The organism is Pseudomonas fildesensis (assembly GCF_001050345.1).
Lineage (GTDB): Bacteria > Pseudomonadota > Gammaproteobacteria > Pseudomonadales > Pseudomonadaceae > Aquipseudomonas > Aquipseudomonas fildesensis.
Window position 1 is genome coordinate 583,836 of the sequence record NZ_LFMW01000007.1, and the last position, 21,510, is coordinate 605,345.

At 61.8% G+C, this 21,510-nt stretch carries 21 protein-coding genes; 6 read left to right on the forward strand and 15 right to left on the reverse strand.

From position 1 onward, the window contains the following. Nucleotides 1–113 precede the first annotated feature (113 nt). The 8 genes from ACR52_RS13145 to ACR52_RS13180 form a co-directional block, all read right to left on the reverse strand. Nucleotides 114–1,112: a septal ring lytic transglycosylase RlpA family protein gene (locus tag ACR52_RS13145; RefSeq protein ID WP_048724654.1), complete on the reverse strand. Its 999-nt coding sequence runs from the start codon at nucleotides 1,110–1,112 to the stop codon at nucleotides 114–116. Next, nucleotides 1,112–2,122, reverse strand: coding sequence for a lytic murein transglycosylase B (gene mltB / locus ACR52_RS13150; RefSeq protein ID WP_048724657.1), 1,011 nt, complete (start codon nucleotides 2,120–2,122; stop codon nucleotides 1,112–1,114). The genes ACR52_RS13145 and mltB overlap by 1 nt, the downstream gene beginning before the upstream one ends. A gap of 17 nt (nucleotides 2,123–2,139) precedes the next feature. Beyond that, on the reverse strand, nucleotides 2,140–3,243 hold the full coding sequence (gene rodA / locus ACR52_RS13155; RefSeq protein WP_048724950.1) for a rod shape-determining protein RodA: 1,104 nt from the start codon (nucleotides 3,241–3,243) through the stop codon (nucleotides 2,140–2,142). Nucleotides 3,244–3,274: 31 nt separating this feature from the next. Then, nucleotides 3,275–5,173: a penicillin-binding protein 2 gene (mrdA, locus tag ACR52_RS13160; protein WP_048724659.1), complete on the reverse strand. Its 1,899-nt coding sequence runs from the start codon at nucleotides 5,171–5,173 to the stop codon at nucleotides 3,275–3,277. A gap of 15 nt (nucleotides 5,174–5,188) precedes the next feature. Beyond that, nucleotides 5,189–5,656 (reverse strand): 23S rRNA (pseudouridine(1915)-N(3))-methyltransferase RlmH, encoded by a 468-nt coding sequence (rlmH, locus tag ACR52_RS13165; protein WP_048724663.1) that lies wholly within the window; start codon nucleotides 5,654–5,656, stop codon nucleotides 5,189–5,191. A 9-nt stretch (nucleotides 5,657–5,665) separates the two neighbouring features. Then, nucleotides 5,666–6,160: a ribosome silencing factor gene (rsfS, locus tag ACR52_RS13170; RefSeq protein WP_048724665.1), complete on the reverse strand. Its 495-nt coding sequence runs from the start codon at nucleotides 6,158–6,160 to the stop codon at nucleotides 5,666–5,668. A gap of 69 nt (nucleotides 6,161–6,229) precedes the next feature. Next, the gene (nadD, locus tag ACR52_RS13175; RefSeq protein ID WP_048724668.1) at nucleotides 6,230–6,874 is read right to left on the reverse strand and encodes a nicotinate-nucleotide adenylyltransferase; all 645 of its coding nucleotides are present in this window, start codon (nucleotides 6,872–6,874) and stop codon (nucleotides 6,230–6,232) included. Continuing rightward, complete coding sequence (locus tag ACR52_RS13180) at nucleotides 6,874–8,139, reverse strand: glutamate-5-semialdehyde dehydrogenase (protein ID WP_048724671.1); 1,266 nt, start codon at nucleotides 8,137–8,139, stop codon at nucleotides 6,874–6,876. The genes nadD and ACR52_RS13180 overlap by 1 nt, the downstream gene beginning before the upstream one ends. Nucleotides 8,140–8,314: 175 nt before the next feature. On the opposite strand from ACR52_RS13180, the gene ACR52_RS13185 reads away from it, so the two are divergent. Further along, entirely contained in the window at nucleotides 8,315–8,998 is a 684-nt protein-coding gene (locus ACR52_RS13185) for a DNA-3-methyladenine glycosylase (protein ID WP_048724673.1), read from the forward strand. A 155-nt stretch (nucleotides 8,999–9,153) separates the two neighbouring features. Further along, nucleotides 9,154–10,470, forward strand: a complete 1,317-nt coding sequence (locus ACR52_RS13190; protein ID WP_048724675.1) for a bifunctional DedA family/phosphatase PAP2 family protein — start codon at nucleotides 9,154–9,156, stop codon at nucleotides 10,468–10,470. Here the strand turns inward: ACR52_RS13190 and ACR52_RS13195 are convergent. The 3 genes from ACR52_RS13195 to ACR52_RS13205 are packed head-to-tail and all read right to left on the reverse strand — an operon-like array spanning nucleotide 10,467 to nucleotide 12,154. Then, on the reverse strand, nucleotides 10,467–11,057 hold the full coding sequence (locus ACR52_RS13195; protein WP_048724677.1) for an LON peptidase substrate-binding domain-containing protein: 591 nt from the start codon (nucleotides 11,055–11,057) through the stop codon (nucleotides 10,467–10,469). The genes ACR52_RS13190 and ACR52_RS13195 overlap by 4 nt on opposite strands. 21 nt (nucleotides 11,058–11,078) lie before the next feature. Then, nucleotides 11,079–11,795, reverse strand: a complete 717-nt coding sequence (locus ACR52_RS13200; protein ID WP_048724679.1) for an LrgB family protein — start codon at nucleotides 11,793–11,795, stop codon at nucleotides 11,079–11,081. After that, complete coding sequence (locus ACR52_RS13205) at nucleotides 11,792–12,154, reverse strand: CidA/LrgA family protein (protein ID WP_048724681.1); 363 nt, start codon at nucleotides 12,152–12,154, stop codon at nucleotides 11,792–11,794. Before ACR52_RS13205 ends, ACR52_RS13200 begins: the two co-directional genes overlap by 4 nt. A gap of 193 nt (nucleotides 12,155–12,347) precedes the next feature. Between ACR52_RS13205 and ACR52_RS13210 the strand changes: the two genes are divergently transcribed. The 3 genes from ACR52_RS13210 (at nucleotide 12,348) to ACR52_RS13220 (ending at nucleotide 15,319) form a co-directional block, all read left to right on the forward strand. After that, entirely contained in the window at nucleotides 12,348–12,803 is a 456-nt protein-coding gene (locus ACR52_RS13210) for a MaoC family dehydratase (protein WP_048724683.1), read from the forward strand. A 125-nt stretch (nucleotides 12,804–12,928) separates the two neighbouring features. After that, complete coding sequence (locus ACR52_RS13215; RefSeq protein WP_048724685.1) at nucleotides 12,929–14,647, forward strand: C13 family peptidase; 1,719 nt, start codon at nucleotides 12,929–12,931, stop codon at nucleotides 14,645–14,647. Between the two features lie 30 nt (nucleotides 14,648–14,677). Continuing rightward, the gene (locus ACR52_RS13220; RefSeq protein WP_048724687.1) at nucleotides 14,678–15,319 is read left to right on the forward strand and encodes an oxidoreductase; all 642 of its coding nucleotides are present in this window, start codon (nucleotides 14,678–14,680) and stop codon (nucleotides 15,317–15,319) included. Between the two features lie 65 nt (nucleotides 15,320–15,384). Here the strand turns inward: ACR52_RS13220 and ACR52_RS13225 are convergent, their stop codons facing one another. Genes ACR52_RS13225 through ACR52_RS13240 form a run of 4 tightly spaced genes read right to left on the reverse strand, consistent with a single transcriptional unit; the run spans nucleotide 15,385 to nucleotide 19,604 of the window. Beyond that, nucleotides 15,385–15,669 (reverse strand): YceK/YidQ family lipoprotein, encoded by a 285-nt coding sequence (locus tag ACR52_RS13225; RefSeq protein ID WP_048724688.1) that lies wholly within the window; start codon nucleotides 15,667–15,669, stop codon nucleotides 15,385–15,387. Beyond that, complete coding sequence (gene ubiX, locus ACR52_RS13230) at nucleotides 15,662–16,291, reverse strand: flavin prenyltransferase UbiX (protein WP_017735613.1); 630 nt, start codon at nucleotides 16,289–16,291, stop codon at nucleotides 15,662–15,664. Before ubiX ends, ACR52_RS13225 begins: the two co-directional genes overlap by 8 nt. Beyond that, nucleotides 16,288–17,637 (reverse strand): UDP-N-acetylmuramate:L-alanyl-gamma-D-glutamyl-meso-diaminopimelate ligase, encoded by a 1,350-nt coding sequence (gene mpl, locus ACR52_RS13235; RefSeq protein ID WP_048724689.1) that lies wholly within the window; start codon nucleotides 17,635–17,637, stop codon nucleotides 16,288–16,290. Before mpl ends, ubiX begins: the two co-directional genes overlap by 4 nt. Before the next feature lie 56 nt (nucleotides 17,638–17,693). Further along, nucleotides 17,694–19,604 carry a sigma-54-dependent Fis family transcriptional regulator gene (locus ACR52_RS13240; protein WP_048724690.1) on the reverse strand — a complete coding sequence of 637 codons (1,911 nt, stop codon included), beginning with the start codon at nucleotides 19,602–19,604 and terminating at the stop codon, nucleotides 17,694–17,696. Nucleotides 19,605–19,877: 273 nt separating this feature from the next. On the opposite strand from ACR52_RS13240, the gene exaC reads away from it, so the two are divergent. Then, nucleotides 19,878–21,398: an acetaldehyde dehydrogenase ExaC gene (exaC, locus tag ACR52_RS13245; protein WP_048724691.1), complete on the forward strand. Its 1,521-nt coding sequence runs from the start codon at nucleotides 19,878–19,880 to the stop codon at nucleotides 21,396–21,398. The last annotated feature ends 112 nt before the right edge of the window (nucleotides 21,399–21,510 follow it).

A 21,510-nucleotide genomic window follows, 5' to 3' on the forward strand; every position in this document is an offset into this window, starting at 1 on the left:
TGTCACGTGTTCGGTTGCCCGCTCACCCCTTGCCCCCGGGTTTTTATTGTTCAACGAGCCAACAACCAGGGTTCGAGCCCGCGCACGGGCCTGAACCATCAATTCGTTACTGCTTATTCAGCGGTGACCACGCTGGGTTGCCCCAGGTTGGCCAGGCGCACACTGTTCTGCACTTGCGCGACCTCGCTCGGCGAGCCGATCGGGCCCATGCGCACACGGTGCAGCGTCTGCTGGTTACGCACGATGGAGCTGATAAATACTGGCGCATTGACCATGCCGCTGAGCTTGGACCTTAACAGCTCTGCCGCATCCGGGTTGGCGAAAGCGCCCACCTGCAAGTATTGCCCGCCCGCTGCCGAAGCGCCGGGGGCCGCCCGTGGTACGACGACCGTGTCCGGAGCATGCTGCTGCGGCGGCGGCGTCCACTGCTCGATCTTGCCGGTCGACGCGGTCACTTGCGGCTGCTGGGTTTGCGGCTCGTTGAGCATCAACGGCGCCGGCTTGCCACGCTGGGCCCAGTACTGGGCAGGGTCGATCCCTTCAACCTTGACCCGCGCCGTGCCGGTCTCGGCATAACCGAGTTTCTTCGCGGCGGCGTAGGACAAGTCGATGATCCGGTCCGAATAAAACGGCCCGCGATCGTTGACCCGCAGGATCACGGTGCGGTTGTTGTCCAGGTTGGTGACACGTACATAGCTGGGCAGTGGCAGGGTCTTGTGGGCCGCGCTCATGCCGTAGAGGTCATAGACCTCGCCGTTGGCGGTGTTCTGACCGTGGAACTTGGTGCCATACCAGGACGCCGTGCCCGACTGCACATAGGTCTTGGACTCTTGCAACGGAAAGTAGTTTTTACCCAGCACGGTGTAGGGGTTGGCCTTGTAGGCGCCGGTGTGCAGGGTCGGCGTGGCATCCGGGATTTTCGAAACGTCGACATCCCACCACGGCGCGCCGTCTTTGTGCGCGCGGTTGATGTCCAGGCCCGGCTGGGAACGGACAGCCGTGCCGCCAGCCTTCTGGGTTGGCGCACGACTGGTGGAGCAACTGACAACCAGCAAGGACAACGCGGCGAACGCCACCAGTTTGAGCGGTTTTTTGAACGGCGATACCGGCATTACTTGACGCCCCGTGCTTGGACCAGCATGTCTGACAGCTGATGCACGGCCATGGCGTACATCACACTGCGGTTATAACGCGTGATTGCGTAGAAATTCTTCAGGCCCATCCAGTATTCCGGGCCGTTTTCGCCTTCCAGGCGGAACGCCGTCACCGGCATATCATCGCGTGGCGCATTCTGACTCGACCAGCCCAGCGCCCGCAACTCCCCGACCGTCTTGACCGGCTCGATGCCCTGGGTCAGGCCTTCGTCGGCGCGATCCCCGGTGACATCGGCGCGGATCACCACCGGCTCGCCACCCACCCAGCCATGGCGCTTGAAGTAGCTGGCCACGCTGCCGATGGCGTCGTCCGGGTTGCTCCAGATATTGATGTGACCGTCACCGTCGAAATCCACCGCGTAGGCGCGAAAGCTGCTCGGCATGAACTGTGGCAAGCCCATCGCCCCGGCGTAGGAACCCTTGAGGGTCATCGGGTCGACTTGCTCTTCGCGGGCCAGCAGCAGGAATTCACGCAGCTCCTTGCGGAAGAACTCGGCGCGGGGCGGGTAATCGAAGCCCAGGGTCGACAAGGCATCGATCACCCGGTAGCTGCCGGTGTTGCGCCCATAGAAGGTCTCGATGCCGATGATCGAAACGATCACCTGCGCCGGTACGCCGTATTCCTGCTCGGCACGGGCCAGTACGGCCTCGTGCTGGCGCCAGAAGTCCACGCCACGGGCCACGCGGGCGTCGGTGAGGAACATCGGGCGATAGTCCTTCCACTGCTTAACGCGTTCGGCCGGGCGCGAAATGGCGTCGAGGATCGCCTGCTTGCGCTGGGCCTCGCGGAACACGCCCATCAGCTGTTCACCCGCGAAACCATAGTCACGGGTCATCTCACCGACAAATTCGGCGACCTGGGGAGAACCATCGTAGTCACCGGCGTGCGCCTCTTGCGTTGCACCCAGCAGGCCAATCAGGCCCATCCAGGATGCATGCCGAGTCGCCCAGCCGCGCATTACTTGCATTGACATCTTCACCTTATTCAAACCTGCGCGATCCACTTGCGATGCGTATGAATCGACATCAAAACCCCAAACGCTGACAGCAATGTCACCAGCGAAGTTCCGCCGTAGCTAATGAACGGCAACGGCACCCCAACCACCGGCAACAGGCCACTGACCATACCGATGTTGACGAAAACGTAAACAAAAAAAGTCATGGTCAGGCTGCCGGCGAGCAATTTGCCGAACAGCGTCTGCGCCTGCGCGGTGATCACCAGGCCGCGACCAATCAACAGCAAATAGATCAGCAACAGCGCGCAAATGCCCACAAGGCCGAACTCTTCGCCCATGACCGCAATAATGAAGTCGGTGTGGCTCTCGGGCAAAAAGTCCAGGTGCGACTGGGTGCCCAATAACCAACCCTTACCAAATACTCCGCCGGAACCGATGGCGGCTTTGGACTGGATAATGTTCCAGCCGGTGCCCAGCGGGTCGCTCTCCGGGTCGAGGAAGGTCAGGATCCGTTGCTTCTGGTAGTCGTGCATAAAGAAGAACCACATGGCCACGGCCACCGGCACGGCGGCGGCCAGCACGCTGATAATCCAGCGCCAGCGCAAGCCCCCCATAAACAGCACGAACGCACCGCCCGCGAGGATCAGCAGCGAGGTGCCGAGGTCGGGCTGGCGCACGATCAGGACAAACGGCACACCGATCAGAATCAGGCTGATACCCACGTGCTTGAGCTGCGGTGGCAAGGTACGTTTGGACAGGTACCAGGCGATGGTCGCCGGCATCAGGATCTTCATGAATTCCGACGGCTGGAAGCGAATCACCCCCGGAATGTTGATCCAGCGGGTCGCGCCCATGGCGTTGTGACCCATCACGTCCACCACTACCAGCAACAGCACGCCGGCGACATAGCCGAGGGGCACCCAGCGCGCCATGAAGCGCGGCTCAAGCTGGGCGATCACCACCATCGACAACAGCCCCAGGCCGAACGACGACGCCTGCTTGATCAGCAGGTCCCAGTTCTTGCCACTGGCCGAATACAGCACGAACAGGCTGCCGGCCGCCAGGGTCAGCAGCAGGATCAGCAGCGGGCCATCAATATGCATGCGCTGCAGCAACGTCGCGCGGCGACGCATCACATCTTCGCTGGAGAGGATGCGGTCAAAATTACTCTTCACTGGCCGTAACCTCGGTGCTTGAAGGGGGGCCGCCATATTCGGGTTTGAGCCTGCCATCGTCGGCCAACAGCCAGGCGTCCATGATCTGACGTACCACCGGGGCCGCGACGCCGGAGCCGGATTCGCCGTTTTCGACCATTACCGCCACGACGATTTTCGGGTCGTCGGCCGGGGCGAAGCCGACAAACAAGGCGTGGTCGCGATGACGTTCCTGAACCTTGGAGCGGTCATATTTCTCACCCTGCTTGATCGCGACCACCTGGGCGGTACCGCTCTTGCCGGCAATGCGGTATTGCGCGCCGATTGCGGCCTTGCGTGCGGTGCCGCGGGCACCGTGCATCACTTGCTGCATGCCGTGGTTGACCTTGGTCCAGTCCGACGGGTCACGCAGCACAATGTTCGGTATCGGGTTGTCATCCACCGGCTTTTCGCCTTCGATGGTCCTGGCCAGGTGCGGGCGGTTCCAGATGCCTTTGTTGGCCACCAGTGCCGTGGCCTGGGCCAGCTGCAGCGGTGTTGCCTGCATATAGCCCTGGCCGATGCCGAGGATCAGGGTTTCGCCCGGGAACCAAGCCTGGCGGCGAGTTGCGCGCTTCCACTCCCGTGACGGCATCAGGCCGGGGGATTCTTCGAACATGTCCAGGGAGACTTTCTGACCCAGGCCGAACTTGCCCATGTAGGTCGACAAGCGATCGATCCCCAGCTTGTGGGCCAGGTCATAGAAATAGGTGTCGTTGGACCGCATGATCGCGGTGTCCAGATCGACATAGCCGTCACCGGTACGGTTCCAGTTACGGTATTTGTGGTCGTAGTTGGGCAGCATGTAATAGCCGGGGTCGAACACGCGGCTTGAAGCCGTGACCACGCCCGCATCCAGGCCGGCAATCGCTACTGCCGGCTTGATGGTCGAACCCGGTGGATACAGGCCACGCAGTACGCGGTTAAACAGCGGCCGGTCGATGGAGTCGCGCAACTCAGCGTAGGCCTTGAAGCTGATCCCGGTCACAAACAGGTTGGGGTCGAAACTCGGCTGGCTAACCATGGCCAACACTTCGCCCGTGTTCGGGTCCAGCGCCACCACGGCACCACGCCGACCACCCAGCGCCATCTCTGCCGCTTCCTGCAACTTGATGTCCAGGCTCAGCACGATGTCCTTGCCCGGCACCGGGTCGGTCCGCTTGAGCACCCGCAGCACACGGCCACGGGCGTTGGTCTCGACTTCTTCGTAACCCACTTGGCCGTGCAGCTCGGGCTCGTAGAAACGCTCGATGCCGGTCTTGCCGATATGGTGGGTGCCGCTGTAATTGACCGGGTCGAGGCTTTTCAGCTCTTTCTCGTTGATCCGCCCCATATAACCGACCGAGTGGGCAAAGTGCGGCCCTTGCGGATAGTGGCGCACCAACTGCGCCACCACTTCCACGCCCGGCAGGCGGAACTGGTTCACCGCGATTCGCGCGATCTGCTCTTCGGTCAGCTCGAACAGGATCGGTACCGGCTCGAACGGCCGGCGCCCCTGCTTCATGCGTTTTTCGAAGATCACCCGGTCTTCCGGGGTCAGCTGCAATACTTCGACGATCACGTCGAGGATCTGCGGCCAATCGCCGGAACGCTCGCGGGTCATGCTCAGGCTGAAGCTCGGCCGGTTATCCGCCACTACCACGCCATTGCGGTCGAAAATCAGCCCGCGGGTCGGGGGAATCGGCTGCACATGCACCCGATTGTTCTCCGACAGCGTGGAGTGATAGTCGTACTGGATCACCTGCAGGAAATACAGGCGGGCAATCAGCACCCCCAACAACGCCACCACCATGATCGCGCCAAATACCACACGTGCGCGTACAAGACGTGCGTCTTTCTCGTGGTCCTTGATGCGGATCGGCTGGGTCATCGGGAGGGGCGCAGATTATTTGTGGTAAGGGTGCCCGGACAGAACTGTCCAGGCGCGATAAAGCTGTTCACCGATCAGAATCCTTACCAACGGGTGCGGCAGCGTCAGCGCCGACAACGACCAGCGCTGGTCCGCCCGCGCGCAAACTTCAGGCGCCAGCCCTTCGGGGCCGCCGACCATGAAGTTGACGGTGCGCGAATCCAGGCGCCAGCGATCCAGTTCCACCGCCAGTTGCTCAGTGCTCCAGGGTTTGCCGTGCACTTCGAGAGTGACGATGCGCTCGTTGGGGCCGACCTTGGCCAACATGGCTTCGCCTTCCTGACGGATAAAGCGCGCCACGTCGGCATTCTTGCCCCGGGTGTTGAGCGGTATTTCCACCAGTTCCAGCGACAACTCGGAGGGCAGACGCTTGGCATACTCGTGCCAGCCTTCTTCCACCCACTTGGGCATGCGTGAACCGACAGCAATCAGACGCAGGCGCACAGCCGTTCCTTATTCCTGGTCTTTGTTGAGCTTGTCGAAGTGCGCGTGGCCCACTTCCGGGTTGTGGTGCTTGCCATCAGCGGCACGGCTCTGCTCGGCGCCTTTCCACAGACGCTCGAGGTCGTAGAACTGACGGGCGTTGCTGGTCATCATGTGCACGATCACGGTGTCGAGGTCAGCCAGCACCCAGTCACTGTCGCCCTTGCCTTCTTCACCCAGCGGCTTGACGCCTTGGGCTTTGACGGCTTCGCGAACCTTGTCGAGCATTGCGCCGATCTGACGGTTGGAAGTACCGGTGGCGATGATCATGAAGTCGGTAATGCTTTGCTTCTCGCGTACGTCCAGCACCTGGATGTCCTGGGCTTTTACGTCCTCCAGGGCAGCCACGGCCAGCGCTACCAGCGCTTCGCCTTCAGGGATCGGGCCAACCTGGGCTTCAACCGGCAGTGGCGCGCTTTTGAACGTGCCTTTGCGTTTTACTTTGCTTACGTCTTTGTTCGTCATAAAAAACTCGTTTTGCTCGTATGTTCGGGCGCTCGCTGCACGATTGTTCGTGCGATCAAGCGCGCCTTTTCAGTTCGACGCACGGTAAAGCCCGTGCGCATCGATGTAGGCCAGGACCGCGTCAGGCACCAGGAAACGTACCGACTTACCGCTGGCCAGCAGTTGACGGATCTGGGTGGCAGACACCGCAAGCGGGGTCTGCCAGACGAATGCAATATTCCCGTTCGGCCCGGTCAGGGCCAAGGGGTCACTTACCGACCGCGCGGCCAGCAGGTTGCGCAAGGCATCCGGCGGTTCGCTGTCGGCATCCGGGCGTTGCAAAACCAGGATGTGGCAGTGCTGGAGGAGTTCCTCCCAGCGATGCCAAGAGGGCAGGCCGCAAAATGCGTCCCAGCCCAAAAGCAGAAACAACTGGTCATCCGCGGCCAACTCGGCGCGCATCAGTTCCAGGGTGTCGACAGTGTAGGACGGTTTATCGCGTTTGAGCTCGCGATCGTCCACCACCAGCGGCGGTATGCCGTCTACGGCAAGGCGCACCATTTCCAGGCGTTGCTGCGCCGACACTTGCGGCGTATCGCGATGCGGCGGCCGGGCGTTGGGGGCCAGGCGCAACTCATCCAGCGCGAGGGCATCCGCGACTTCCAGGGCACTGCGCAAATGGCCAATGTGCACGGGGTCGAAGGTACCGCCGAGCAGCCCGATGCGTTTAGCCATCAAGTGCGCACATGACCGTCGCCGAACACCACGTACTTCTCGCTGGTCAGGCCTTCCAGGCCGACCGGGCCGCGTGCGTGGAGCTTGTCGGTGGAGATACCGATCTCCGCGCCCAGGCCGTACTCGAAGCCGTCGGCAAAACGCGTCGAGGCATTGATCATCACCGAAGCAGAATCCACTTCGTTGAGGAAACGCCGGGCATCGCTGAAATGCTCGGAAACAATGGCGTCGGTATGCTTGGAGCCGTAGGTGTTGATGTGTTCGATGGCCTGGTCCAGGTCGTCGACGATCCGGATCGACAGGATCGGTGCCGTGTACTCGGTGTACCAATCTTGTTCGGTCGCCTCGATCACGTCCGCGCCGAGTAGCGCACGGGTACGCTCGCAGCCACGCAGTTCCACGCCCTTGTCACGGTAGATGGCAGCCAGCGGCGGCAGCACGCGATCGGCGATGCCGACGTGCACCAGCAGGGTTTCCATGGTGTTGCACGGGGCGTAGCGGTGGGTCTTGGCGTTGTCGGCGATACGGATCGCCTTGTCGATATCGGCGGCGATGTCGATGTAAACGTGGCACACGCCGTCCAGGTGCTTGATCACCGGCACCTTGGCATCGCGGCTGACCCGTTCGATCAGGCTCTTGCCACCGCGCGGCACGATCACGTCGACAAATTCCGGCATGGTGATCAGCGCGCCAACAGCAGCGCGGTCGGTGGTTTCCACCACTTGCACCACTTCAGCCGGCAGTTCGGCCACGGCCAGGCCCTGCTGAATGCAGGCCGCAATGGCGCGGTTGGAATTAATCGCCTCGGAACCGCCACGCAGGATGGTTGCGTTACCGGACTTGAGGCACAGGCTCGCGGCGTCGATGGTCACGTTCGGGCGCGACTCATAGATGATGCCGATCACGCCCAGGGGCACGCGCATCTTGCCGACCTGGATGCCGGAAGGCATGTAACGCATGTCGCGGATTTCACCGATGGGGTCAGGCAGCTTGGCCACCTGACGCAGGCCTTCGATCATGTCGTCAATACGTGCCGGGGTCAGCGCCAGGCGGTCCAGCAGGGCCGGTTCCAGGCCATTGGCGCGGCCGTTGGCCAGGTCCAGTTCGTTGGCAGCCGCCAGCTCGGAGCGCGAAGCATCCAGAGCGTCGGCGGCGGCCAGCAGGGCACGGTTCTTCTGCGCGGTGCTCGCACGGGCGATCAACCGCGAGGCCTGACGGGCAGCGCGACCCAGGCGGGTCATGTAGTCAAGAACGGACTCAGTCATAGTCAGGGAGTCTTGGCAAAGAGGAAAGCGGCAGATTATAGCTGTGACGCCGCCCGACTGACAGCGGTGAGGGGCGGATGGTCGAAATGAACTGTAAAAACCTGGGGTTCAGCGGTAATTAAGGTTGGAGTTGTTATTATTCCGTCACATTTAGCCGTATTTACCCCTGATCGCCATGCCAAGTGATTCGCCCCAACATCCCTCCAGCGCCCTGCCCGACCGCTTCTTCGACCGAGATGCGCAATTGCTTGCGCGCGAATTGCTCGGAAAAGTGATTCGCCATCGTGTCGGCGATGTGTGGCTTTCAGCCCGCATTATTGAAACCGAAGCCTATTACGTGGCCGAAAAAGGCAGCCACGCCTCACTGGGCTACACAGAAAAGCGTAAGGCTTTGTTTCTGGATGGTGGTCATATCTACATGTACTACGCCCGTGGTGGCGATTCACTGAACTTCAGCGCCCAGGGCCCGGGCAATGCTGTACTGATCAAATCCGCCTATCCCTGGGTCGACGAAACCTCCGGGCCCGCCAGCCTGGCGCAGATGCTGCTGAACAACCCGGACGCCAGCGGCAGCCCACGCCCCTCGCAAAAGCTCTGCGCCGGCCAGACGTTGTTGTGCAAGGCGCTGGGCTTGAAGGTACCGATGTGGGATGCCAAGCGCTTCGACCAGCAATTGCTCTACGTAGAGGACGTGGGCCAGTCGCCCACGCAGGTTATCCAGACCACCCGCCTGGGAATTCCCAGCGGCCGCGATGAACACCTGATGTACCGCTTCGTCGATGCTGGCTATGCGCCGTATTGCACGCGGAACCCACTGCGTCGCGGCCAGGTCGAAGGCCGCGACTATTTTTTAATTTGAAGCGGTGGCGGGGGAGCTTGCTCCCGCTGCGTCGCGATGCGGCGACAAACTCCTCAATCGAGTTTTGCCTGCAAGAACGTATCTACCTTACTGGGGCCGCTTCGCAGCCCAACGGGAGCAAGCTCCCTCGCCACATGGATATGGAGTAACGATTTATGGGCCAATGGCTCGATGGCATTACCGGCTGGCTGACCCTGAACCCGCAATGGCTCGCGGTCGCGGTGTTTATCGTCGCGTGCGTGGAGTGCCTGGCCATTGTCGGGCTGATCGTACCGGGCACGGTGTTGCTGTTTGCGATTGCGGCGCTGGCCGGCAGCGGCGCGCTGTCACTGAGTGAAACCCTGTTGCTGGGTTTTCTCGGCGGCCTGCTGGGTGACGGGGTTTCCTACTTCCTCGGCAGGCATTTCCATCAAAACATTCGGCGCCTGCCCGGCCTGCGCCACCATCCCGAATGGATGAACGGCTCGGAGACCTACTTCCACAAGTACGGCATCGCCAGCCTGCTGGTAGGACGTTTCATCGGCCCGCTGCGGCCCATGCTGCCGATGGTGGCCGGCATGTGCGACATGCCGTTCCCCCGCTTCGCGCTGGTGAGCATTGTCGCGGCGGCGGGCTGGACAGTGGCCTATCTGCTGCCAGGCTGGGCGACCGGCGCCGCGTTCCGCCTGCCACTGCCGGAAGGCTTCTGGCCGGAAGCGGGGGTTGTCACCGCGTGCCTGGCGGTGTTGCTGGGGCTGGGTTTAAGCGGCAGTTTGCGCGGCGTCCGTCGCACCACGTTGTGGTTCGGTTGCGCCAGCCTGACCCTGTTGATTGCGCTGTTCATCGGTTATCCGCACCTGAATCATTTTGACCAGGGCCTGAGCGCTCTGGTGCAGGAACACCGCAGCCCCTGGCTGGACCAGACGATGGTGATGATTACTCAGTTGGGCGAGTTCAAGAAGATGTTCGTCGCCAGCGCCGTGTTCACCGGCCTGCTGCTACTGGCGCGGCAATGGCGCCACGCACTGTTTGTCGGCGCCACGCTGGCCGGGGCGGCAGTGATCAACACCGGGACCAAGCTGTTTTTCGCCCGTGGTCGCCCGGAAATCCTTACCGACCCGCTGACCAGTTTCAGCATGCCCAGCGGCCACGCCTCCGGCGCATTCGCGTTTTTCCTGGCGCTGGCAGTGCTGGCCGGTCGCGGTCAACCCACGCGGCTGCGCCTGACCTGGCTGTTGCTTGGGTGCATCCCGGCCGCGTTCATTGCCTTGTCGCGGGTGTACCTGGGCGCCCATTGGCCCACCGACATCCTGGCAGGCACATTACTGGCCATGACGGTGTGCGCGTTCAGCCTGGCCGTGAGCGAGTACCGCAGCCCGTTGCCGCCGATGTCGATCAAAGCCTGGTGGTTGGTGTTGCCTGCGGTGGTGGCGGTGCTCGGTTTTATCGCGTTCACCGGCACCCCACACGCGCTGCTGCGGTATGCCTATTAAGCGAACAGTTCACCCTGCAACTCGTCGAGCAACATCTGGATCGCATCCAACCGCTGCTGCGGGTCGTCGAGTTGCAGCAGGTCAATCTTGTCAGCCTCGGTGAACGGCAGCAGATACGCCAACTGATTGCCCAGGGATTGCTGGCCATTGGCCTCGGTACCCATGTCCAGCGAGGCGACCATCGGATGTTCGGCCAGGGCGTGGAGCAAGGCCAGCAAGTCAGCATCCTCTTCCTCCAACGCCTGGTCCGGCAGATCTTCCAGCCACTGCACCTCAGCCACCAGCAACTGGTCTTTCTGCACGCCGGCGTCACGCACGCGGAAACGGCGCCCACCTTCGACGCGAATCCCCAGCAGGCCGTTGTCCTGCTGCTTGAAGTCGCGAATCAACGCTTCACAGCCGATCAACGCATAGCCATCGGGCGCCCCGCCCACTTCGCTGCCGTCGAGGATGCACACCACGCCGAAGCTTTCGCCCTTTTTCATGCAGCGGCTGATCATGTCCAGGTAGCGCGCCTCGAACAGTTGCAGGTCGAGGGTGCAGCCAGGGAACAGCACGGTATTGAGCGGAAACAGCGCCAGACTCATAAAGGTTTCCTTAAACCCGGTTTAAACAATTACCGACACAGCCAACGGCAGGAACACCGCCGTCGCCACGCCCATCAGACTCATGGCCAGCGCTGCAAAAGCGCCGCACTCTTCGCTTTCCTGCAGGGCCACCGAGGTGCCGACGGCATGGGCCGTCATGCCCAGGGCCATGCCGCGCGCCTCAGGACTATGCACACCCAGGCGCGACAGGTACGCCGGGCCTATCATCGCGCCGATCACACCGGTGATCAGCACAAACACCGCCGCCAACGCCGCCACGCCGCCGATCTGCTCGGCCACCAGCATGGCAATCGGCGAGGTCACCGACTTGGGCGCCATGGTCATCAGCATCATATGTTCGGCGCCGAACCACCAGCCCAGCAGCACACACAGTCCGGTCGCCAGCACGCCTCCTACCACCAGCGTAGTAAAAATTGGCCAGAACAATTGGCGAATCCGCCGCAGGTTCAAATATAGCGGCACGGCCAGGGCGACTGTTGCCGGGCCGAGCAGGATGCTCATGATCTCGGTGCTCTTGCGGTACTCGGCGTAGCTCAGGCCGCAGGTGAGCAACACGCCGATCACCAGCAGCATGGAAACCAGCACCGGCTGCAGGAAGATCCAGCGGGTTTTCTCGAACCCCGCCAGCACCAGTTGATAGGCGCCGAGGGTGATACCGATGCCGAACAAGGGATGATGAATCACTGCCGTCCAGGCGCCCTGCCACTCGAAGGTCATTGCCCCTCCTCCTTGCTCGCCTGGCGTTTGACCAATTTTTGCATCAGCACGCCGACAAAGCCCATGGCGATCACCAGCGACAACACCAGCGCGCCGACGATGGCCCAGAAATCCGCGGCGATATCCTTGGCGTACACCATCACCCCGACCGCCGGCGGCACCAGCAGCAACGGCAAGTAACGCAACAGGCTGCTGGCGGCCAGGCTCAGCGGCTCACCGACTTCGCCGCGCCATATCAGGTAGCCGAGCATCAGCAGCAGGCCGATGATCGGCCCGGGCAGTACCGGCAACAGCAAATGATTGATCGCGGTGCCGATCAATTGAAACAGCACCAGCCATGTCAGACCGCGTAACAGCATCCGTTCTCCCCCCTTCAAAGCCCGCCCGCATTATAAGCACGCCAGCCCTATGCTTCGGCATTCGCCAAAAGCATGGTGGGTTGACCGGGTTGATTCGCCATGATGATCTACATTGGTTCTCTGTAATCCATAAAAAACAACACCTCGCTCCTACAGTGGATGAGGATAAACCGATGAACCAAGGAGAGAAGCAATGCCCTATGTACCCGTAGCGCAGCTCAAAGATTATGTCGGCAAGGAACTGGGACGTTCCGAATGGCTCACCATCGACCAGGCGCGCATCAACCTGTTCGCCGAGGCCACTGGCGATCATCAGTTCATCCACGTCGACCCGGTCAAGGCCGCGCAAACGCCGTTTGGCAGCACCATTGCCCACGGTTTCCTGTCGCTGTCGCTGATGCCCAAGTTGATGGAAGACATCCTGATCGTGCCCGAAGGCCTGAAAATGGCGGTCAACTATGGCCTGGACAGCGTGCGCTTTATCCAGCCGGTGAAGGTCAATTCCAAGGTGCGTCTGCAAGTGACACTCACTGATGTCACCGAGAAAAAGCCCGGCCAATGGCTGCTCAAGGCCACCGCCACCCTGGAAATCGAAGGCCAGGAAAAACCCGCTTACGTTGCCGAGTCGTTGTCACTCTACTTCGTGTAAGCCCTGCGGCTCACGACCTCAGTTGTGGCGAGCGGTGCGACGAATCGACAAGCCCGCTCGCCACAAATGTACGTATCAACTTCACAGCTGCGGCATACTCGGCGCTCAATTATCCGGATCCCGCTATGCGCCCACTCGCTCCCCTTGCCCTTGCCCTGTTGCTCACCGCCTGCGGAGACGGCGAATCGCTGTTGCCGCCCGATGCGCGCCTGCCCGATGGTGGCCGCTACCGGGGCGATGTGGTCAATGGCCTGCTGCAAGGCGAGGGCCGCGTGGACTACCCCAACGGCAGCTGGTACGCGGGGCAGTTCGACAAAGGCCAATGGCACGGCCAGGGCGAATGGCATGGCAGCAATGGCGAAATCTATAAAGGCCAGTTCCAGCAAGGCTTGTTCGACGGCCAGGGCAGCTTGACCACCGCCGGCAGCCAGTATGTGGGCGGTTTCAAGAACGGGCGACGCAACGGCGAAGGCACCCTCAAAGAAGGGCAGATGACCTATCGCGGCGAATTCAAGGACGACCAGTATTCCGGCCTCGGTCGCCTTGAGCTGGCTGACGGCAGCCAGTACCAGGGCCAGTTCGCCCACGGCAAGCCGAATGGCGAAGGCCAGCGCAACGACGACAGCGGCAATCAGTTCAGCGGCCACTTCGTCGACGGCCAGCTGGAAGGCAACGGCACCTTCAACAGCGCTGATGGCGACATTTATGTCGGCCAGTTCAAACAGAACCAGCTCAACGGCAAGGGCCGTTATGAAAACGCCGATGGCGACGTGTGGATCGGCCAGTTCAAGGAAGGCGCACTGAGCGGCAAGGGCGAGTTGATTGGCGTCGATGGCAGCCACTATGTCGGCCAATTCAGCGACTGGCGCTTCACCGGCGAAGGCCGCCTGAACCTCACTGACGGCAGCTTCTATGTCGGCGGTTTTGACAGCGACAGCTACCAGGGGCGCGGCACCCTCGTCCTCATCGATGGCACCGTACAAGCCGGCACCTGGGTCAACGGCATGCGCGTGCGTGACGCCGACGGCAAGCTGTTGCCCGACCCGCTGGAAACCGGCGTGCTGGCCCAGGGCCGCCTGCTCGATACCGCCCTCGCCGCCGTACCCGCTTCCACGCCCGCCATAGAGCTGTACACCCTGGCGCTGGCCGGCGACGGTAAACAAAGTGTGTTCCTGCGCGAGGCCGATTACGTCAGCAATATGCTCGCCACGCGTTTTGGTGCGCGTGGGCAGATTCGCCTGGTCAACCACCGCGACCACATCGCCGACCGCCCGATGGCCACCCGCGAAAGCCTGCGCCGTGCGTTGCAGACCCTCGCCGAGCGCAGCGGGCCGGAAGACCTGGTGTTTATCTACCTGACCAGCCACGGCACCCACGAACATGAACTGGTGCTGGACCAGCCGCGCATGGAACTGGCCGACCTGCCCGCCGACGAGTTGGCCGCAGTGCTCACTCCGTTGAAAAACCGCGACAAGATCATCGTGATTTCTGCCTGCTACTCCGGCGGCTTTATTCCGGCGCTGAAAGACGAGCACACCCTGATCATGACGGCCTCGCGCGCCGACCGCGTGTCCTTCGGGTGCTCCGAGGAAGCCGACTTCACGTACTTCGGCGACGCCCTCTTCGCCCAAGCCTTCAACCAGACCGATGACTTGCAGCAAGCCTTCAAACTGGCGCAACTGCATGTGACCGAACGCGAACAGGCGGACAACTTCGAAGCCTCCGAACCGCAGATCTGGGCCCCCAAAGGCGTGATCGCCCACTGGCAACTATTACGCAAACAGCAGGCACGAAAGGCGCTCGAAAGCGTCTCAATGAATAGCAAGGAAGCCAAAGGCAACTAAGCTGTAACGTGTAACAAGGGGGGAAACACTATGTACCTGACACCTCAGCATATCTTGCTCGCCGGCGCCTCTGGCCTCACCGGCGAACACCTGCTCGACCGCCTGCTCAATGAACCCACCGTCACCCGCGTGCTGGCACCCAGCCGCAAACCACTGGCCGAACACCCGCACCTGGAAAACCCGGTGGGCGACCCGGCCGTGTTCCTGCCGCAACTGAGTGGCCAGGTCGATATCGCCTTCTGCTGCCTGGGCACCACCATCAAGCAAGCCGGCTCGGAAGCAGCCTTCCGCGCCGTCGACCTGGACATGGTCGTGGCCTTCGCCAAGCGCGCACGGGAAATGGGCTCGCGGCACCTGATCGTGATCAGCGCGATTGGCGCCGACCCGAAATCCTCGATCTTCTACAACCGGGTCAAAGGGGAAATGGAACAGGCGCTGAAGGCACAGGATTGGCCACAACTGACCATCGTGCGACCTTCGCTGTTGCTGGGAGAAAGACTGGAGTCGCGCCTGGCCGAAAAAATCGCCGGGCCGTTGTCACGGCTGATTCCCGGCAAGTACCACGGCATTGAAGTGTGCGAACTGGCCCGAGCCATGTGGCGCCTAGCGCTGGAAGAGCAGGATGGGGTGCGGGTGGTGGAGTCGGATGAGTTGCGCAAGCTGGGCAAATAATCCGACCTTCGTAGTTGAAGGGCTGTTTCGGCGAACGGGCTCGCCACAGGGATATCGCGCGAATTTTACAACCCGCCCGTTGCGTTAAAACCAACCCCCAGCACCGTCAACACCGACAGTGGCAACAACAAGGTGTCGAGCAGCGCACTGGCCGGCAGGTCCACGCCAGGGTAGCTCGGCGCCTCGGCACCAAAACGGTCCTTGGCACAGCAGCCTCCGTTAATGGCATACAAATCCAACCGCGTACCGGCATACACCACAGGCGCGCCCGGCTTTGCGGCATCCAGCGTACGCGCGGTGGCGCAACCCGTCAGTTGCAGCGCCATTAGCAACAGCAGCGCCTTATTCATCACTGCTCAAATGGTGTTCGCCCCAACGCGGCAGCATGTCCTGAGGAATGTTCAGCAGGTTGAGAATGCGCGCGACCACAAAGTCCACCAGGTCATCGATGGTTTGTGGCTGGTGGTAGAAGCCTGGCGATGCCGGCAATATCGTCACGCCCATGTTCGACAACTTCAGCATGTGCTCCAGGTGAATGCTCGAATACGGCGCTTCACGCGGCACCAGAATCAACTGGCGACGCTCCTTCAACGTCACATCGGCTGCGCGCTCGATCAGGTTGTTGCAGGCGCCTGTGGCAATCGCCGACAAGGTGCCAGTGGAACACGGCACCACCACCATCGCCGCCGGCGCGCCAGAGCCCGAGGCCACCGGCGACATCCAGTCTTCCTTGCCATAGACCTTGATCTGCCCCGCCGCCGCACCGGTGTATTCGGTGAGGAAGGCTTGCATCATCTGCACCTTGGGGGGCAGCGCGACGTCAGTCTCGGTGGCCATCACCAATTGCGCAGCCTTGGAGATCAGGAAGTGCACCTCGCGGTCTTCGCGCACCAGACAATCGAGCAAGCGCAGGCCATAGGGCGCGCCGGACGCGCCGGTCATCGCCAGGGTGACGCGTTCCGGGCCGCTCATTTCAGCGCCTCGGCCAACTTGCCATGCAGGCCGCCGAAGCCGCCGTTGCTCATGACCACCACGTGGGTGCCCGGCTTGGCCTGATGCTTGACGAATTCGATGATGCCGTCGATGGAATCGCAGACCTTCGACGGCACCGTGCACAACGCAGCGACCCCTGGCAGGTCCCACCCAAGGTTGGCCGGGGCGTACCAGACCACCTGGTCGGCGTCGTTGACGCTTTCCGGCAGGCCATCGCGGTGCGCGCCGAGCTTCATGGAGTTGGAACGCGGTTCGACAATCGCAATGATCGGCGCATCACCGACTCGCTTGCGCAAGCCATCGAGCGTGGTAGCAATCGCCGTTGGGTGGTGGGCAAAGTCGTCGTAGATGGTAATCCCATTCACGTCGGCGACCTTTTCCATGCGGCGCTTCACGCTTTTGAACGCACTTAACGCATCGATCCCCATGGACGGTACAACACCCACATGCCGTGCGGCCGCCAGGGTCACCAGGGCATTCGCAACGTTGTGCTGGCCGGTCATGTCCCATTCGACAACGCCTTGGGCCACGCCTTCAAACAGCACTTCAAATTTGGAGCCGTCTTCGCTGAGCAACTTGACCTGCCACTGCCCGCCCGCGCCGGTGGTTTGCACCGGCGTCCAGCAGCCCATGTCGATCACGCGCTGCAGGGCGGGCTCGGTGGTCGGGTAGATCACCAGGCCTTCGCTCGGAATGGTGCGCACCAAGTGATGGAACTGGCGCTCGATGGCCGGCAAATCGGGGAAGATGTCGGCATGATCGAACTCAAGGTTGTTGAGGATCGCCGTGCGCGGGCGGTAGTGAACGAACTTGGAACGCTTGTCGAAGAAGGCGCTGTCGTACTCGTCGGCTTCGATCACAAAGAACGGCGTATCGCCCAGGCGCGCCGACACCGAAAAATTCTGCGGCACGCCGCCGATCAGGAAGCCCGGGCTCATGCCTGCGTGCTCCAGCACCCAGGCCAGCATGCTGCTGGTGGTGGTCTTGCCGTGGGTGCCGGCGACCGCCAATACCCAGCGACCTTGCAGCACATGGTCGGACAGCCACTGCGGGCCGGACACATAAGGCAAACCTTTATTGAGTACGTACTCGACTGCCGGGTTGCCACGGGACATGGCATTGCCGATCACCACTAGGTCCGGAACCGGGTCGAATTGCGACGGGTCGTAGCCTTGGGTCAGCTCAATGCCCTGGGCCTGCAGCTGTGTGCTCATGGGCGGGTAGACGTTGGCGTCGGAGCCGGTGACATGATGGCCCAGCTCTTTGGCCAGAACCGCCATCGAACCCATGAAAGTGCCGCAGATACCAAGAATATGAATGTGCATAGTCGACCTCGTAAACATCGAGGCAGGTTAGCGCAGGGGGGCAAAAATCGCACTCTTTAGCTGATCGCCTGCCGTGCAATGCCGTGCCGGCGCAGCTTTCTATACAGTGTGTTGCGGCTGACGTCCAACTGCTCCGCCGTGTGGGTCATGTGCCAGCGTTGTTGCTCCAGTGCCGTGAGCAAGGCGAGTCGCTCGGCATCTTCGAGCGGGGACTCCACAGGCTTCGCCTCGGTGACCGGCAGCGGTTGCGCCTGGCGAATCAGCACGGGCAAGTCCTCAACGCCGATACGCCCGCCATCACACAGCGCCGCCAGTGTGCGCAACACCGTGCGCAACTGCCGGACATTACCGGGCCAGGCAAAGGCCAACAACGCCGAACGCGCCGCCGGGTCGAGCCATACGCTCTGCCCGCCAGCCTCTTCGGCCAGTAGAAAATCCAGCAGTTGAGACTTATCACTGCGCTCACGCAACGGTGGCAGGCCGACTTCCAGTCCGTTGAGTCGGTAGTACAAATCCTCACGGAAGCTACCGTCCTGCACACGCCGCAGTAAATTCCGGTGGGTCGCGCTGATAATTCTGACATTCACCGCCTGAGGCTCGCCGCCGATGGGCACCACCATGCGATCCTCCAGCACCCTTAATAGACGGGTCTGCAACGCCAGGGGCATATCACCGATTTCGTCGAGGAACAGGGTGCCACCGTCGGCCTGTTGCAACTTGCCCTGCATGCCTTCCTTGCGGGCGCCGGTGAAACTGCCGCCTCGGTAGCCGAACAGTTCGCTTTCGATCAGGCTTTCCGGGATAGCCGCGCAGTTGAGGGCCACGAAGGCCTTGTCGGCGCGCTGGCTGGCGTGGTGCACCGCCTTGGCGAAGGCCTCTTTGCCCGAGCCGGTTTCACCGTTGATCACCAGCGGTACGTCACGCTCAAACACACGCAAGGCCTTGCGAAAATCGTTTTGCAACGCCGCATCGCCCAGGCAGATGCCGGGCAGGCGAGGCGGTTCTGGCTTGGTCATGGGGGCCGGCGTACTGCGCGGCTGGCCGCGCAAGGCTGCAAATAAATGCCGGCCATCGCGTGTACGCAACGGCCAACTGGCCGTGGCATTGGCACTGGCGCGGCCGAGCAATTGATCCAGCGAACACTCGAAAAACGCCTCGACCGGTTGCCCCAACAAGCCGCCGCGAACCTGCCCCAGCAGGTTCAGTGCACTTTGGTTGACGGCGCAGATACGCCCTTCGCCGTCGAACGCCAGCAGCCCTTCGCTGAACAGGCCCACCGACTCGGCCTGCAGGTGAAAGCGCAGCAGCCAGTGGTTTTCAAAATGACGCAGGAAGTAGCAACTCTCGATCATCTTCGCCGACAGGTTCACGAGCGCCATGGTATGGAACTGACTCTGGCGCGACACCGCTTCCCGAGCCGACGACACATCCAGCACCGCCAGCAATTCGCCGTGAGGGTCGAACACCGGGCTCGCCGAGCAGGTCAGCCCTGTGTGACGGCCACGGAAGTGTTCATCCCGGTGAATGGTCAGGGACTGGCGCTCCACCAGGCAGGTGCCAATGCCATTGGTGCCTTCGCAGGATTCGCTCCAGTCGGCCCCGAGCCACAGCCCGGCGCGTTCGAAAATCTTGCGTTCGGACGGCGCGGTGACGCAGTTGAGGATAACCCCGCGTGCGTCGGTCAACAGCACCGCATGGCCGGCGCCGGAAAGTTGTTGATGCAGGCTGTTCATCTCGCTGCCGGCAATGTGCAGCACTTGCTGCAGGCGCTCGCGACTTTCCAGCAGGCGGCCATGTTCAAGCACGGTGGGAGCGATGGTTTGCGCAGGGTCGAGGTGGTAGTCCTCCAGGCAGCGCAACCAGGAGCGGGCGATGGACGGATCGCTGCCGGGGCCTTGCGAAAGGACCTGCCCACGGGTGGCGGTCAAGACTTGCTGGGCATGGCGACTGAAATGATCGTTGTGCATGTTCTTATTATTCTCCCTGCGTGAGAACGCCCAGCATCCCCCAGCCATCCGACCATTGCAATCCCGTGCCGACCCACCGGTCACAGGCTGTACCGCTTATGGCACAAACTGTCACTTACGCTGTGCCAGCCCTGTTACAGCAACGACTTGCAACAATCGCCAACCCCTTGATTTACCTGGCCTGCAAAGCAGTGGCCCAACCTTTGCTCTACGCTCTATCAAGCGCAGCAACGCTGCACTCCAATAAACATAAAAAGTCAGGAGATACCCACCATGCGTTATGCACATCCCGGTACTGAAGGCGCCATCGTTTCGTTCAAGGCCAAGTACGGCAACTACATCGGTGGCGAATTCGTTGCGCCGGTCGATGGCAACTACTTCACCAACACCTCGCCGGTCAACGGCAAGCCCATCGCCGACTTCCCGCGCTCCACCGCCAAAGACATCGACAAGGCGCTGGACGCCGCCCATGCCGCCGCTGACGCCTGGGGCAAGACCTCGGCTCAGGACCGCTCGCTGGTGCTGCTGAAAATCGCCGACCGCATCGAACAGAACCTCGAACTGCTGGCCATCACCGAAACCTGGGACAACGGCAAGGCCGTGCGTGAAACCCTCAACGCCGATATTCCGCTGGCCGCTGACCACTTCCGCTACTTCGCCGGCTGCATCCGCGCCCAGGAAGGCAGCAGCGCCGAAATCAACGAACACACCGCCGCTTATCACTTCCACGAACCGCTGGGCGTGGTCGGCCAGATCATCCCGTGGAACTTCCCGTTGCTGATGGCCGCGTGGAAACTCGCCCCGGCCCTGGCCGCCGGTAACTGCGTGGTACTCAAGCCCGCCGAGCAAACCCCGCTGGGCATCAACGTGCTGATGGAACTGATCGGCGACCTGCTGCCACCGGGCGTGCTGAACGTGGTGCACGGTTTCGGTAAAGAAGCTGGCGAAGCACTGGCCACCAGCAAGCGCATCGCCAAAATTGCGTTCACCGGCTCTACGCCAGTGGGCTCGCACATCATGCATGCGGCGGCCGAGAACATTATTCCGTCCACCGTGGAACTGGGCGGCAAGTCGCCAAACATCTTCTTCGCCGACATCATGAAAGCCGAGCCGCAATTCATCGAAAAAGCCGCCGAAGGCCTGGTGCTGGCGTTCTTCAACCAGGGCGAAGTGTGCACCTGCCCCTCCCGCGCGCTGGTGGAAGAGTCGATCTACGACGACTTCATGAAAGTGGTGATGAAGAAGGTCGAGTCGATCAAGCGTGGCGACCCGCTGGACACCGACACCATGGTCGGCGCCCAGGCCTCCGAGCAACAATTCGACAAGATCCTGTCCTACCTGGAAATCGCCAAGGGCGAAGGCGCCGAGCTGCTGACCGGTGGCAAGGTCGAGAAGCTGACGGGCGATTTGGCCACCGGCTATTACATCCAGCCGACCCTGCTCAAGGGCACTAACAAGATGCGGGTGTTCCAGGAAGAAATCTTTGGCCCAGTGGTGAGCATCACCACGTTCAAGGACGAAGCCGAAGCCCTGGCGATTGCCAACGACACCGAGTTCGGCCTCGGCGCCGGCCTGTGGACCCGCGATATCAACCGCGCCTACCGCATGGGCCGGGCGATCAAGGCAGGCCGCGTATGGACCAACTGCTACCACCTGTACCCGGCACATGCCGCGTTCGGCGGGTACAAGAAGTCGGGTGTGGGGCGTGAGAACCACAAAATGATGTTGGATCACTACCAGCAGACCAAGAACCTGCTGGTGAGCTACGACATTAATCCGTTGGGCTTCTTCTAACCCCGGCACCGATCGTTCCCACGCTCTGCGTGGGAATGCCGCCTGGGACGCTCTGCGTCCCGATGTCTGCGCAAGTCTCAAGTCTTGCGCAAGGTGACGCGGAGCGTCACGG

What these genes read in the sequence shown, in the direction of transcription:
- ACR52_RS13145 (WP_048724654.1), bottom strand. Translation starts at nt 1,112, where the DNA reads ATGCCGGTATCGCCGTTCAAAAAACCGCTCAAACTGGTGGCGTTCGCC.
- mltB (WP_048724657.1), bottom strand. Translation starts at nt 2,122, where the DNA reads ATGCAAGTAATGCGCGGCTGGGCGACTCGGCATGCATCCTGGATGGGC.
- rodA (WP_048724950.1), bottom strand. Translation starts at nt 3,243, where the DNA reads ATGCGTCGCCGCGCGACGTTGCTGCAGCGCATGCATATTGATGGCCCG.
- mrdA (WP_048724659.1), bottom strand. Translation starts at nt 5,173, where the DNA reads ATGACCCAGCCGATCCGCATCAAGGACCACGAGAAAGACGCACGTCTT.
- rsfS (WP_048724665.1), bottom strand. Translation starts at nt 6,160, where the DNA reads ATGACGAACAAAGACGTAAGCAAAGTAAAACGCAAAGGCACGTTCAAA.
- nadD (WP_048724668.1), bottom strand. Translation starts at nt 6,874, where the DNA reads ATGGCTAAACGCATCGGGCTGCTCGGCGGTACCTTCGACCCCGTGCAC.
- ACR52_RS13180 (WP_048724671.1), bottom strand. Translation starts at nt 8,139, where the DNA reads ATGACTGAGTCCGTTCTTGACTACATGACCCGCCTGGGTCGCGCTGCC.
- ACR52_RS13185 (WP_048724673.1), top strand. Translation starts at nt 8,315, where the DNA reads ATGCCAAGTGATTCGCCCCAACATCCCTCCAGCGCCCTGCCCGACCGC.
- ACR52_RS13190 (WP_048724675.1), top strand. Translation starts at nt 9,154, where the DNA reads ATGGGCCAATGGCTCGATGGCATTACCGGCTGGCTGACCCTGAACCCG.
- ACR52_RS13195 (WP_048724677.1), bottom strand. Translation starts at nt 11,057, where the DNA reads ATGAGTCTGGCGCTGTTTCCGCTCAATACCGTGCTGTTCCCTGGCTGC.
- ACR52_RS13200 (WP_048724679.1), bottom strand. Translation starts at nt 11,795, where the DNA reads ATGACCTTCGAGTGGCAGGGCGCCTGGACGGCAGTGATTCATCATCCC.
- ACR52_RS13205 (WP_048724681.1), bottom strand. Translation starts at nt 12,154, where the DNA reads ATGCTGTTACGCGGTCTGACATGGCTGGTGCTGTTTCAATTGATCGGC.
- ACR52_RS13210 (WP_048724683.1), top strand. Translation starts at nt 12,348, where the DNA reads ATGCCCTATGTACCCGTAGCGCAGCTCAAAGATTATGTCGGCAAGGAA.
- ACR52_RS13215 (WP_048724685.1), top strand. Translation starts at nt 12,929, where the DNA reads ATGCGCCCACTCGCTCCCCTTGCCCTTGCCCTGTTGCTCACCGCCTGC.
- ACR52_RS13220 (WP_048724687.1), top strand. Translation starts at nt 14,678, where the DNA reads ATGTACCTGACACCTCAGCATATCTTGCTCGCCGGCGCCTCTGGCCTC.
- ACR52_RS13225 (WP_048724688.1), bottom strand. Translation starts at nt 15,669, where the DNA reads ATGAATAAGGCGCTGCTGTTGCTAATGGCGCTGCAACTGACGGGTTGC.
- ubiX (WP_017735613.1), bottom strand. Translation starts at nt 16,291, where the DNA reads ATGAGCGGCCCGGAACGCGTCACCCTGGCGATGACCGGCGCGTCCGGC.
- mpl (WP_048724689.1), bottom strand. Translation starts at nt 17,637, where the DNA reads ATGCACATTCATATTCTTGGTATCTGCGGCACTTTCATGGGTTCGATG.
- ACR52_RS13240 (WP_048724690.1), bottom strand. Translation starts at nt 19,604, where the DNA reads ATGCACAACGATCATTTCAGTCGCCATGCCCAGCAAGTCTTGACCGCC.
- exaC (WP_048724691.1), top strand. Translation starts at nt 19,878, where the DNA reads ATGCGTTATGCACATCCCGGTACTGAAGGCGCCATCGTTTCGTTCAAG.